Source organism: Marinitoga piezophila KA3 (genome assembly GCF_000255135.1).
GTDB lineage: Bacteria > Thermotogota > Thermotogae > Petrotogales > Petrotogaceae > Marinitoga > Marinitoga piezophila.
Genome location: NC_016751.1, coordinates 1,615,614 through 1,627,600, shown reverse-complemented (window position 1 = coordinate 1,627,600; position 11,987 = coordinate 1,615,614). Strand labels below are relative to the sequence as shown.

The 11,987-nt window shown below is 28.7% G+C and carries 15 protein-coding genes and 4 tRNA genes; 12 read left to right on the top strand and 7 right to left on the bottom strand.

The features are described 5' to 3' along the window. Positions 1–2: 2 nt before the first annotated feature. Genes gmk through MARPI_RS07625 form a run of 6 tightly spaced genes read right to left on the bottom strand, consistent with a single transcriptional unit; the run spans position 3 to position 4,305 of the window. Positions 3–626, bottom strand: a complete 624-nt coding sequence (gene gmk / locus MARPI_RS07650; protein WP_014297017.1) for a guanylate kinase — start codon at positions 624–626, stop codon at positions 3–5. Then, positions 623–916, bottom strand: a complete 294-nt coding sequence (locus tag MARPI_RS07645) for a DUF370 domain-containing protein (protein ID WP_014297016.1) — start codon at positions 914–916, stop codon at positions 623–625. Before MARPI_RS07645 ends, gmk begins: the two co-directional genes overlap by 4 nt. A gap of 29 nt (positions 917–945) precedes the next feature. Then, positions 946–1,821, bottom strand: coding sequence for a YicC/YloC family endoribonuclease (locus tag MARPI_RS07640; RefSeq protein WP_014297015.1), 876 nt, complete (start codon positions 1,819–1,821; stop codon positions 946–948). Positions 1,822–1,873: 52 nt separating this feature from the next. Then, positions 1,874–3,208, bottom strand: coding sequence for a sensor histidine kinase (locus tag MARPI_RS07635; RefSeq protein ID WP_041638569.1), 1,335 nt, complete (start codon positions 3,206–3,208; stop codon positions 1,874–1,876). Then, positions 3,183–3,845, bottom strand: a complete 663-nt coding sequence (locus MARPI_RS07630; protein ID WP_014297013.1) for a response regulator transcription factor — start codon at positions 3,843–3,845, stop codon at positions 3,183–3,185. Before MARPI_RS07630 ends, MARPI_RS07635 begins: the two co-directional genes overlap by 26 nt. Before the next feature lie 10 nt (positions 3,846–3,855). Then, entirely contained in the window at positions 3,856–4,305 is a 450-nt protein-coding gene (locus MARPI_RS07625) for a hypothetical protein (RefSeq protein ID WP_014297012.1), read from the bottom strand. Positions 4,306–4,425: 120 nt separating this feature from the next. On the opposite strand from MARPI_RS07625, the gene hslV reads away from it, so the two are divergent. Genes hslV through ispE form a run of 3 tightly spaced genes read left to right on the top strand, consistent with a single transcriptional unit; the run spans position 4,426 to position 6,307 of the window. Beyond that, positions 4,426–4,959, top strand: a complete 534-nt coding sequence (hslV, locus tag MARPI_RS07620; protein WP_014297011.1) for an ATP-dependent protease subunit HslV — start codon at positions 4,426–4,428, stop codon at positions 4,957–4,959. Next, a complete protein-coding gene (locus tag MARPI_RS07615) occupies positions 4,956–5,540 on the top strand; it encodes an NUDIX domain-containing protein (RefSeq protein ID WP_014297010.1) in 585 nt (194 codons plus the stop codon). Before hslV ends, MARPI_RS07615 begins: the two co-directional genes overlap by 4 nt. Further along, entirely contained in the window at positions 5,540–6,307 is a 768-nt protein-coding gene (gene ispE / locus MARPI_RS07610) for a 4-(cytidine 5'-diphospho)-2-C-methyl-D-erythritol kinase (protein ID WP_014297009.1), read from the top strand. The genes MARPI_RS07615 and ispE overlap by 1 nt, the downstream gene beginning before the upstream one ends. 10 nt (positions 6,308–6,317) lie before the next feature. Here ispE and MARPI_RS07605 read toward each other — a convergent pair whose 3' ends face one another. Beyond that, positions 6,318–6,848, bottom strand: coding sequence for a GNAT family N-acetyltransferase (locus tag MARPI_RS07605; RefSeq protein ID WP_014297008.1), 531 nt, complete (start codon positions 6,846–6,848; stop codon positions 6,318–6,320). A gap of 879 nt (positions 6,849–7,727) precedes the next feature. Here MARPI_RS07605 and mnmE point away from each other — a divergent pair. The 9 genes from mnmE to MARPI_RS11145 all read left to right on the top strand — a co-directional run bounded on the left by mnmE (position 7,728) and on the right by MARPI_RS11145 (position 11,935). Continuing rightward, a complete protein-coding gene (gene mnmE / locus MARPI_RS07595; RefSeq protein WP_014297007.1) occupies positions 7,728–9,071 on the top strand; it encodes a tRNA uridine-5-carboxymethylaminomethyl(34) synthesis GTPase MnmE in 1,344 nt (447 codons plus the stop codon). Positions 9,072–9,082: 11 nt separating this feature from the next. Then, positions 9,083–9,790: a hypothetical protein gene (locus MARPI_RS07590; RefSeq protein ID WP_014297006.1), complete on the top strand. Its 708-nt coding sequence runs from the start codon at positions 9,083–9,085 to the stop codon at positions 9,788–9,790. Between the two features lie 92 nt (positions 9,791–9,882). Further along, positions 9,883–9,958 (top strand) — tRNA-Pro (locus MARPI_RS07585). 20 nt (positions 9,959–9,978) lie between these two features. Further along, positions 9,979–10,054: transfer RNA gene (locus MARPI_RS07580), tRNA-Gly, on the top strand. After that, positions 10,055–10,131 (top strand) — tRNA-Arg (locus MARPI_RS07575). It abuts the tRNA gene before it with no gap. A 20-nt stretch (positions 10,132–10,151) separates the two neighbouring features. Beyond that, positions 10,152–10,226 (top strand) — tRNA-His (locus MARPI_RS07570). Positions 10,227–10,478: 252 nt separating this feature from the next. Then, positions 10,479–11,063: a CPBP family intramembrane glutamic endopeptidase gene (locus MARPI_RS07565; protein ID WP_014297005.1), complete on the top strand. Its 585-nt coding sequence runs from the start codon at positions 10,479–10,481 to the stop codon at positions 11,061–11,063. 99 nt (positions 11,064–11,162) lie between these two features. Beyond that, on the top strand, positions 11,163–11,780 hold the full coding sequence (locus MARPI_RS07560) for a hypothetical protein (protein WP_014297004.1): 618 nt from the start codon (positions 11,163–11,165) through the stop codon (positions 11,778–11,780). Between the two features lie 11 nt (positions 11,781–11,791). Then, on the top strand, positions 11,792–11,935 hold the full coding sequence (locus MARPI_RS11145) for a hypothetical protein (RefSeq protein ID WP_014297003.1): 144 nt from the start codon (positions 11,792–11,794) through the stop codon (positions 11,933–11,935). The last annotated feature ends 52 nt before the right edge of the window (positions 11,936–11,987 follow it).

Genomic DNA, 11,987 nt, shown 5'->3' with positions numbered 1-11,987 from the left:
ACTCATTCCTCCTCAAATTTAAAGAATGAATAATTACCAAGATGTTCGGTAACCCTTTCAGTCTTTATTTGTTCAGCTATAAATATTGAAATTAATTGGTTGATTGATTCGTTTAAATCCTCATTTACTATTAGATAATCAAATTCATTTATTTTAGATAATTCCCATTTTGCATCTTCAAGACGTCTTTTAAGATCTTCCATCTTTTCTGTTCCTCGATTTAAAAGACGCTTTTTTAATTCAGAATATGATGGTGGTGCAATAAATATAAGAACTGTTTCTTTTCTCATTTGTTTTACCACATTTAATGCACCCTGAACATCAATATCCAGGACTATACTGAAACCTTCATTGATTTTTTCTTTTATAAAACTTTTTGATGTTCCATATTTATGACCATGCACTTCGGCATATTCAAGAAATTCGTTATTTTTTACCATTTCATCAAATGTTTTTTCATCTACAAAGAAATAATCCTTTCCATTTACTTCGCCAGGACGAGGTTTTCTTGTTGTATATGAAATGGAAAAAGTAAATCCCTTAAGTCTTTTCATTGCTTCTTTTATAATTGAAGATTTACCTACTCCACTTGGCCCACTAACGACATAAAGTATTCCTTTTGTCATTTAGAATAAACCTCTCTCCTGATTTTTTCAAGAGCACTTTCAACATCATAAAAATTCTGCATAAATCTTCCACTAATTGTTTCAGGTTGTATAGCACTTAATATGATATGGTTACTATCAGTAATTACAATAGCTCTTGTTTTTCTTCCATATGTTGCGTCAATTAATTTTCCTTCTTCTTTTGCAATATCCTTTAATCTTTTTAATGGTGAAGATTCTGGGTTAACAATAGCGATAACTCTATCACCAATTACAACATTACCAAAACCAATATTAATTAATCCGTACATACACACACCTCCGAATATTTTGTTTTATATCAATGTATATTTTGAACCTGCTCTTTTATCTTATTTACATATAGCCTTCCATCAAGCGAAAAAGCTGTAATTTCTTTTAATTTTGATTTAGAAGCTATTGTATTAAATTCTCTATGCATTTCCTGGGCAAGAAAATCAAGATTCTGGCCTATTGATTCTTTTTCAGAATTTACAACTTCCTTAAATTTCTTGGTATGCATTTTTAATCTATCGATTTCTTCTGTAATATCTCCTCTTTCAAGAATTAAGGCTATTTCATATTCCAATCTTTCTTTATTGTATTCAATATTTAAATCCAGGTCTTTTAATGATTCTTTTAATTTATTTTTATAATATTCCTTCATTTCTCCGCTTTTTTCTTCTATTAATGTAGTTAATTTTTCTATTTCTTCTACATATTCAAGAATAACCCCTTTAATCTTTTCACCTTCAGACTCCTGAACACTTATAACCTTATCTATAGCAATATTAACAGCCTCTTCAAGACCTTCCCATATTACCAATAATTCTTCTTCATCAATTGAATACCTCATTATTTCTTTAAATTTTACCAGTAAATCAAGAGATGGACTATCACTAAGGTGGAGATATTGTGCAAGTTCATTTAATGCATCGTAGTAAGATTTTGCTAATGGCTTATCTATTTTTATAATACTTTTGGGTTGAAGAAGTCTAATATCAATATATACACTTAATGATCCTCTTTTAAAATTCTTTTTTAGAAGATCATTTACTTTTAATTCCAGTGAAGAATATATCCAGGGGAGATTTGTTTTAATATTTAGATGCTTTCCATTTAAAGATTTTATTTCAACAGTATAACTATAATTACCTATATTTTTCTCTATTCTTCCATAACCTGTCATACTTCTCATATTTTCACCTCTTAATATCATTATACAACAAAAAAATAAAAAAACAAAATTTTCAAGAAAATTTAATCTTAAATGAACTTCCTTTACCCAGAATGCTGTTAACCTCTATTTTTAATCCTAATTTTTCACTTAATTTCTTTGCTATTGATAATCCAAGCCCAAATCCTTTACCTGTTCTTGATTTTTCAGATTTATAAAATCTCTCAAAAATTTTATTAATCTCATCTTCAGGAATTCCAGGCCCTTCATCTATAATTTCAATTGTAGAATTATACATTTTTATATATACATTGTTTTTATTATTTTGCTTTGTGTATTTTATAGCATTTTCAAGAATAACTTTTATTATAATTCCAAGGTAATTACTATTTGTCTTTACATATAAATCCTTTAATTCATAATGTATATTTATATCCTCGTTTTTATATATATTTATAATCTTTTCTACTACATCCTTTACATTTAATTCTTCAAAAACTATATCTTCTTCATTTTTAGTAAGCAATAATAAATTTTCAACCATATCTTTTAAATACTCTGCAGAGTTTTTTATATTTTCAAGTGATTCCTCAAAAATTTGTTTATCCTCTTTTCCCCAACGTTCTATTAATTTTATATATCCAATAATAGATGTAAGCGGCGTTCTTAATTCATGAGATACATCAGATACAAACTGTTTCTGCAACTTATAACCTTCATCTATTTTTTCAAGCATTAAATTAATATTCTGAGTCAACTTGTCAAATTCATAATAATTTTGCTCTGGCATTCGTTTATTTAAATTTTCAACATTAATCTCCGCTATTTCTTCAGAAATAATCAATAACGGTTTAAGAGAACGTTTAGCAAAGTAATACGATACTAATAGCGATATTAAAATACTCAAAAAACTTAAATTAAGTGCCATAGAATTAAATGTTTTCAATAATGCTGTATATTCAAGGGATGGCCCACCTATAATCAAATCTGAATTATCAAAAATTTTTGTTTTTATAAAAATATAATAGATATCATCTTTTTCATATACAGCATATTTTTCTTTCATATTAAATAATTTTTCATCTACTATTCCATATGGGTCATTTACAATAATGCCATCCAGGATAACAACCTTATTAGCCAACAAGCTTGCTTTCAATCTTTCAGCATCCTTTAAAAGCGAAGGTCTTGACATCATTCTTCCCATAAAGTGTTGAGGCGTGTCTGAAAAACGTTCAACCTGCTGTTTTAAATAAATGGCATAAGTTTTCACAGATGATTTTTCAACAAAATATCGAAGAGAAAATATGATAGCAAGTAAAACCACTATCATAATTCCTGTATATATAAATGTAAGGCTCCAGACCACACTTTTTTTATTATCAATCCTCTTTAAATACGTAACCAACACCTCTTACTGTCTTTATTTTTTTTCCTTCTTTTCCAAGCTTTTTTCTTAAATAATTAATATATACCTCTACCAGATTTATATTTTCAAGATCATCATATCCCCATATTTCTTCAAGTAATTTTTCTTTTGATATTACCACATTTTTATTCTGCATAAAATACTTTAATAGATTGAATTCAGTAAGTGTTAAGTTTACAACTTTTTCATTAACCTTCACTTCCATTTTTTCAAGATCCATTTCTATATTCCCAACCTTCATACTTTCATGTTTTCCCAGCCTTCTTAATAATGCTTCTATTCGTGCAACCAGCTCTTCTATTTCAAAAGGCTTTACCATGTAATCATCTGCACCTGTTTTTAATCCTTCAATTTTCGAAGGCAGATCGCTTTTTGCAGTTAGCATAATTATTCCAACATTATGATCATAATTTCTAATTGAGTCAGCAACTTCAATACCATCTATTTCAGGAAGCATTAAATCAAGTATAATAACATCGGGCTTGAATTCCTCGTACTTTTCAAGCCCCTCTTTTCCTGTAAAAGCAACTTCTACAATATATCCTTCATGTTTCAATTCAAGTTCTAACAACCTTGAAATACTTTTATCGTCTTCAACTACAAGAATTTTATACATTAATTACACCTCAATACGTAAAACCAACAAAAATATCCTTTAATGTTGTTGATATAATCACATTTTCATTGAGCCCTTCTACAAAAAATCTAATTCCATATTTTGTGGAATATTCCAGATCAGAAGTAATAGGTTGTTCAATAAACATTGAAGCTTCTCTTTTTCCAAAGGTATAAATCACAGAAAATTCTGTTTTATATTCCAATGTATTAATTGAAGTTGCAAAATCAAATGTACCATTTAAATCAAAAAGATTGTATTTTATAAAAGGTACAAAAAAACCTGAAGCAAATCCATATTTTATTTCAGATGGACTTTTAAAAGACAAAATTCCTTCCATTCTTCCATCCAAATCCCTTAATGTTGGAAACACAACAGACATGTTAAAAACAGTTTTTGCTGAAAATGCCACGTTAAATATTAATACTGTCATAGCCAAAAATAAAAATACTTTTTTCATAATCTTTACCCCTCCTGTGATATAATTTGTATTGTTGATTAATAAAATTATAAGCAAAATTCTTTACGAATTAATTAAAAATGAGTATATTAATAAATAATAGAAAAATGAGGTGAAAGTATGGAATTTAGAGGAACAACTATTGTAGGAGTAAAAAAAGACGGAAAAACAGTAATTGCTGGAGACGGACAAATAACTCTTGGAAATACTATATTTAAAGGAACTGCAAGAAAAGTTAGAAGATTGGGTGAAGGAAAGGTTGTTGCCGGGTTTGCAGGTTCTGTTGCAGATGCATTAGCTTTATTTGAACGTTTTGAAGCAAAATACAGAGCAAACGCTGGAAATCTTTTAAAAGCTGCCGTTGAATTATCAAAAGATTGGAGAACTGATAAAATTTTAAGAAAATTAGAAGCTATGTTACTCGTTGCTGATAAAAACTATCTTTTATTAATTTCTGGAAATGGTGAAGTAATTGAACCAGAAGAAAACGTTATGGCTATAGGTTCAGGAGGACCATATGCACTTGCAGCAGCTAAAGCTTTACTTAAAAATTCCGATCTCGATGCAGAAAAAATCGCTACAGAAGCATTAAAAATTGCCGGTGAAATATGTATTTACACCAATCAAAACATCACTGTGGAGGTTGTGGAATGAAAGAAAAAGTCTGGGTTATAGATAATGAAGTCCTAAACGATATTGAATTTGATAACAGTTTTGCAGTAGTTGAACAAACCATTCTTGAAAAAATCTTTAAAAATGCATACTTTATAGATAGAGATATAGCTGAAAATGATGAATCGAAAAAACAAATTATTCCATATGTTGTTTTAAAAAATGAAAATAATGAAATACTTGTTGTAAAAAGAACAAAAAAACAAACAGAAAAAAGATTGCATAATTTATATAGTGTGGGAATTGGCGGTCATATAAATCCCGTTGATGAATCTGAAAACCCTGAACAAACATTTTATAACGGCCTTAATAGGGAATTAGATGAAGAAACAGATATTGAAAAGATCAAATCATTAAAATACGTGGGATTAATACTTGATGATACCACATCAGTTTCAAGAGTTCACCTTGGAATATTGTTCATTGCATATATAACAAAAGCTGAAATAAAAGAAAAAGAAAATTTTGAAGAAACCTGGATATCAGAAAAGGAATTAAAGAATTTTGATGGAAAATTTGAAGGTTGGTCTGAAATAGCATTAAAAGCTTTAGAGGTGATCTAATGCTATTTAAAGCATATGCCAAGGTTAATCTCTATCTTGATGTTGTTAATAAACGATCAGATGGATATCATGATATACTCACATTATTCCAGACAATTCCAATATATGATGAAATTGAAATAGAATTTTCAGAAAAAGAAGAATTTCACTCAGAACCAGAATTGAATTTTCCCTGGGAAAAGAATATTATAAAAAAGGCTATTGATACATTTAAAAAACTCACAGGATATAAATTTAATCTCAAAATTCAATTGCAAAAAAAACTTCCTCAAGGTGGCGGAATTGGTGGTGGAAGTGCTGATGCTGCAGCTGTATTAAAATTTTTAAAAGAACATTATAATATTTCTGATAAAGACATTATTGAAATCGGTACGAAAATTGGTGGTGATGTTCCATTTTTAATATTTGGTGGAACAGCAATTGCTGAAGGTATCGGGGATAAACTTACATTTCTTAATCCATTAAACCTTAATTTTGAATTTAATTTTCCAGGAATACATGTTTCAACACCGGAAATGTATGGTGAAATAGACAATAACTGGAATGAATTACAAAGATATGGAGATCCATACAAGCTTTATGAAGCATTAAAAGAAAAAAATTTTATGTTAGCCAGAGAAAATGCGTTTAATATCTTTGAACAGGTTGTATTTAAAAAATATCCTGAACTAAAAAAAATAAAATATGATATGTCAAAAAAATCTGTATTTTCTTTAATGAGCGGCTCTGGAAGCACTATATTCGCAATAAATAAGGCGCAACCTTAAAGGTAGCGCCTTATTTATTCCATTCTTTCCTCAATATCCCCATTATTACTTCATCGTGATATTTTCCTTCTCTAAAAATTTGTTCTCTTAGTATTCCTTCAACTTTAAATCCAACTTTTTCATATGATTTTATCGCTCTTTGATTAAAACTAAAAACATGCAACTTCACTTTATTTATATTCATTTCTTTAAAAACAAAATCAACAAGCAACTTCATAGCTTCTGTTCCGTATCCCTTATTAAAAAAAGGTTTCCCTATAAAAATTCCGACAGTAGCTACAGAATTTTTCCAATCTATTTCATTTACCCCACAACCACCTATATATTCTCCGGTTTTCTTTAATTCAATAGCAAAATCATACTTTCCTCCACCAAAAGGATTGAGTTTTTCATACCACTTTTCTTCATCTTCCATTCTAAAAGGATAAGGAATCCCCGGCATTAAATTCTTTCTAACTTCTTCATCATTAATATATTCAAGAACCTTTTCTAAATCATTTTTTGAATAAGCTCTTAATTTCACTAATTTCCCTTCTAACATAATTCCACCCCCATATTTCGTTAAGCTAATTATATCAAAAATTCTTTTTTCTGTCAATAATATAGATTTACTGAAATTAAAGTAAAAAAATATTTATTAGGAAACTTTATAAAAACATTTACTCTTGGAGCTCGATACTAATCCTCAAAAATTCTTGTTCCCACCGGTTGTTGCAGACTCACATCCATGTTCGTCCTTTTGTGTTGTTGATTGAGAAAAATAAAAACTCCCTCAAACAACTTGGTTGCTAATCCTCGAAAATCACTCATTCCCGGCTGTCGCTTAGATTCTGCATCCCTGCAGAAGCTGCGCTCAAAAAAACATCCTGTTTTTTTGACAGCCTCCATTCGTGATTTTCTCGGGCAACCTGCGAGTTTTCGTTCGTTTTTATTTTTCTCAATCATAGTTGTTTCTCTTCGGAATTTTCAAGTTTTCGCTCATATTATTATTTCTATTTTCTTATTTCTTATTATATTTTATTATATAAGTAAAACATAAAAAACACGAGTAAAAAGGTGAATGAAGGCTTGAAATTTCCCGAACGGAGATATTGCGTGAGCCGTAAAAATCACACGGATGTGATTTTTAGCGAAGCAGCGCAGGAGGCGATGTCTGAGCGGCGGCGGCAAGCAATATTGGAGTGAGGAATAAGAAATTTCACCGCCTGAATGAACCTTTTTAGGAGTGTTTTTTATAGAACAAAGATCAGAAATTCTTGTCGTCTGAGAGAATATTATTTTTCTACTTTTAAAATAACTTTAATATAAAAGATGATTTAATTTCAGTAAATCTATATTTACAATAAAAAATTATAATATTAAAAAAAGAAACTACATTAATATGATATAATAAATCAGAAATTTTTCAAGGAGTGGTTATATGATTTTTGATACTATTGCTGCAATTTCTTCGCCTCCAGGAACTGGAGCAATTTCAGTAATAAGACTATCTGGTGATAAAGTTATTAAAGTTATTAAAGAACTATTTAATATGGAAAATCCAAAACCCAAATATATGTATTATAGTTTTCTAAAACAAAATAATGAATTAATTGATGAAGTAACGTGGGTATATCATAAGGGACCAAAAAGCTACACAGGCGAAGATATGCTCGAAATATTTGGACATGGTGGTATTCTCCTTACAAAAAAAATATTAAATATAATCTTATCTTTAGGTGTAAGAGAAGCCTTGCCTGGCGAATTCTCTAAACGTGCTGTAATGAACAAAAAAATGGATCTTATAAAAGCTGAAGCTATAAATGAAATGATACACGCTAACTCAGAATATTCCTTAAAAGCTGCAGCAAGTCAAATAGACGGAAAGCTTTCAAAAGATATAAAAGAATTAAAAAGCGTCTTATACAATATTGCGGCAAGAATTGAAGTTGAAATGGATTATCCTGATGATTTTGAAGTTGACAACTTTGAATTTTTGGATTCCCTTAATTCTGTAAAAGAAAAACTCAATTATCTATATGAAAATGCTGATAACGGAATTGCAGCAGTTGAAGGAATTAAAATGGCTATTGTTGGAAAACCAAATGCTGGAAAATCCACACTTTTAAATGCACTTTTAAGAAAAGATAGAGCTATAGTGACTGATATTCCTGGAACAACCAGAGATACTATAGAAGAAAATTTAAACATTCGAGGTATATATATAAAAGTAATTGATACAGCAGGAATTAGAGAAACAGGAGATATTGTAGAAAAAATAGGCGTAGAACGTTCGTTAAAAGCTATTGAGGAATCAAAAATGATATTATTTGTTCTTGATAATTCCACTGGAATTGAAGATTATGATCTTGAAATCTTTGAAAAAATAAAAAACTATACAGACAAAAAAATTGTAATTGTAATAAATAAATCAGATATAAAAAATACCGATAAAATTGATATCCCATGGAAGGAATATAAAATAGTGAAAATTTCCGCTGCAAATGGTGAAATCCAGGAATTAGAAAATCTTATTTATAACGAATTAAAAGATGTGGTAATTACAAAAGAGTATACCCTCACTAACGAAAGACAAAAAAACGCTGTTAAAAAAGCTATCGATTCTATTGAAAATGCTCTAAATGGTATTCATTTAGGTCTTACCAATGATGCTATAATGTTTGATGTAAGAAAATCTATCGAATCTTTAAATGAATTAACAGGCGAAGATTATACAGAAACACTTCTTGATAATATTTTTGGAAATTTCTGCGTAGGAAAATAGGAGGTACGAAAATGAATTATAGTATTTTAGCAATATTATTTGGATTAACCCCATTATTGCAGTATTTTATAAAAGGTTGGGCTTTTTTCGGTGTTTCATTAATACTTTTTATAATATTCTATAGAATATTAAAACTTCAAGGAAAACAGGTATTTTCCTTTTTGGCAGGAACAATTATAGCAGCAGAAGCTATTGCATTGTTATTTGGATTTACTAACTTATTTATACTTGCTTATTTAATAACAGTAGCTATTATATTTCTTGTTGCAGCAAATGATGAGAAAAAAATTGATATTTTAAAAGAATATTTATCAGAAAGCGGTGAAAATGAAAAAGATTGGAATTTCTATCATTTATTTTTTGGTCGTGGTGAAGTTTCTTCAATAGAAGAAATTGGAAAGTTATTAGGAAGCATTTTAGGTATAAAAGATGGAAAAATCGCTTTTTCTGTTCAAATGCCAAATGGCGATTATTATAAACGCATTATAAATAAATCAGATATAAAAAGTTATAATCTATATGATATAAAAAGCAATCAAGAATTATACTACGTAAAAATACGTGATTTATTTATGCCGAACAGAAGGCTCAGAACCCTTCATAAACCGCACCTTGAAACATTTTGTTTAACTATAGAAACAATAGATGGTGAGGTAGTTTCCTTTTATGAAGAGCCTGATGTGTTACAAAAAATTGTAAAACAGCTCGATGAGCTATAAACTTGTAAAAAACTTGAAATAATTTTTAACTTGACAGAATTTGATTTTTGTGGTATTATAATTCTCGGACGTCGAATGAAGACGGTAAGTGGCGGAGCGTAGCGCAGATGGTAGCGCGCCGGTCTTGGGAACCGGAGGTCGCTGGTTCGATCCCAGTCGCTCCGACCAGAAGGTGGCGGTTTTTCTGTGCGGCTGTAGTTCAATTGGTAGAACACTGGCCTTCCAAGCCAGGGGTTGCGAGTTCGAGTCTCGTCGGCCGCTCCAGCGCCCATAGCTCAATAGGATAGAGCATTGGATTTCTAATCCAAGGGTTGGGGGTTCGAGTCCCTCTGGGCGCGCCACCTTTTTTTATTTAGTGATGGTGGCATTAGTTCAGTGGTAGAACGCCTGACTGTGGATCAGGATGTCGTGGGTTCAAATCCCACATGCCACCCCAACAAAAAAAGACCCATTATTTGGGTCTTTTTTTGTTATTTCTATAATATTATTCTTCCATTTTTTCTTTTAATTTCTTTGCAATAAATGTTGCGATGCATCCATATTATATTGTTATTATTTAATCAGTTGATATATTAATTATAAATTTAAATATTGGAAATATAAGGTAAAATTTTTTATTTGTATTGATTTCTTTTTTTCTTTTGATATAATTAAAAAAAATATAAAAATACTATAAATGTGAAAATTTATGATAAATAATATGGAAAATCAGTCATTTAGAATAAAAATAATAATATTTTTTCACATTATTGCTATAGCTTACGTTGGAATCACTTCTACTATTTCATATTTTTGGGCTATAATGTTTCTTTTATATCTTATAGCGGTTTATATTGAAATAAAAGGCGATGAAACGTTAAAATTCTATTTTAAATTTAATAATTTTACTATTATATTTAAAGATAAATTGCTTTTATTTATATTGATATTTTATCTTTTCGGAATATATATAAAGATTAAAAATTTTGATTTTAATGCTTTTTTTTCAATAGATTTAATGAGTATAACCTGGGCACCTATATATGAAGAAATATTATATAGATTAATAGTGATAAGTTTTTTGGAAATTATATTTAAAAATAATAAGTTAATTTGTTTTATTTCAGCATTTATTTTTGCTGTCGTTCATGAACAATATACATTGTTAGATGGGAAATTATTTGTCTTTATCTCTGCAATAATTTATTATTATTCATTTAAAAAGTCTAAATCAATATATTCACCTATGCTTTATCACTTTCTCAACAATTTTGTAAAAGGACTTTATAATTAATAAAAATTAATTTCTGGCGCCAGATAAAAATATAAAAATCAGGAGGGATTGTATGAATAAACGTATTTTTGGTAATCTTTGTACGGAAGTGTTTTTTTTGTGAAAAAATTAATAATTGTGTTGGTTTCATTTATGTTTATATTATTTTTTGCTTCTTGTATAACAAATAATGAAATTGATGAAATGAAGAGAATAGATGAAATTTCAAATAGATATAATTTAAAAACTATAAAAAAAGATGAAATTCCAAAAAACATTATACCGATTAAAGTAGAAAATTCTTTTGAATTGGAATATTTGCTTAAAGAAATTTCAAAAACAAATTTGAATAAAAGTAATGTTAGATTTGAATTGACAAATAAACTAACTACAAAAGGATATACTTCTTATTATACTGCTAAATTTTCAAAAAAAATAACTAAGAATAATCTTAATATCGCAAATATATATTTTAATGTAATGGCAGACTTAAAAATTTTTAAAGATGGTTCATTTGGAGAAATTTTAAGTTACTCAAATGAAAGATGTTCTTTAACCGGATGGACCTTAGCAGCAAAATTAGAATATCCAAAAGCTTCTGTAGAAATAAGTTCGGATAAGCAATCCGCAACTTTGAGAGGAAGTGGAACTGTAAATTTATATTTGCTAATACAAAATTTAATAAAACTTTATTCATATGATGTAAGTGTTTCAGGAACGTATAAAATAAATTATTAGGGGGGAGTATAATGGACTTTAATTTTACAAGTTTTATAAATATTTTGAATTTGCTCTTTTCAATTGTAATATTGGTTGCGATAATAAAATTATCTTATATAGTAATGAAATTGCCATTAAAAAATGAAAATAATAAAAGAAATGATAAAAAATAGGTTGTTATTTTGAAAATTACAGAAAAAAACAACCCCTCTGCAGTGGTGCAGA

Excerpts from the sequence above, each read along its gene's own strand:
- MARPI_RS07640 (WP_014297015.1), bottom strand. The coding sequence starts at position 1,821 with ATGAGAAGTATGACAGGTTATGGAAGAATAGAGAAAAATATAGGTAAT.
- MARPI_RS11145 (WP_014297003.1), top strand. The coding sequence starts at position 11,792 with ATGGACTTTAATTTTACAAGTTTTATAAATATTTTGAATTTGCTCTTT.
- MARPI_RS07630 (WP_014297013.1), bottom strand. The coding sequence starts at position 3,845 with ATGTATAAAATTCTTGTAGTTGAAGACGATAAAAGTATTTCAAGGTTG.
- MARPI_RS07590 (WP_014297006.1), top strand. The coding sequence starts at position 9,083 with ATGAATTATAGTATTTTAGCAATATTATTTGGATTAACCCCATTATTG.
- MARPI_RS07625 (WP_014297012.1), bottom strand. The coding sequence starts at position 4,305 with ATGAAAAAAGTATTTTTATTTTTGGCTATGACAGTATTAATATTTAAC.
- MARPI_RS07565 (WP_014297005.1), top strand. The coding sequence starts at position 10,479 with ATGATAAATAATATGGAAAATCAGTCATTTAGAATAAAAATAATAATA.
- MARPI_RS07645 (WP_014297016.1), bottom strand. The coding sequence starts at position 916 with ATGTACGGATTAATTAATATTGGTTTTGGTAATGTTGTAATTGGTGAT.
- MARPI_RS07605 (WP_014297008.1), bottom strand. The coding sequence starts at position 6,848 with ATGTTAGAAGGGAAATTAGTGAAATTAAGAGCTTATTCAAAAAATGAT.
- ispE (WP_014297009.1), top strand. The coding sequence starts at position 5,540 with ATGCTATTTAAAGCATATGCCAAGGTTAATCTCTATCTTGATGTTGTT.
- hslV (WP_014297011.1), top strand. The coding sequence starts at position 4,426 with ATGGAATTTAGAGGAACAACTATTGTAGGAGTAAAAAAAGACGGAAAA.
- mnmE (WP_014297007.1), top strand. The coding sequence starts at position 7,728 with ATGATTTTTGATACTATTGCTGCAATTTCTTCGCCTCCAGGAACTGGA.
- MARPI_RS07615 (WP_014297010.1), top strand. The coding sequence starts at position 4,956 with ATGAAAGAAAAAGTCTGGGTTATAGATAATGAAGTCCTAAACGATATT.
- gmk (WP_014297017.1), bottom strand. The coding sequence starts at position 626 with ATGACAAAAGGAATACTTTATGTCGTTAGTGGGCCAAGTGGAGTAGGT.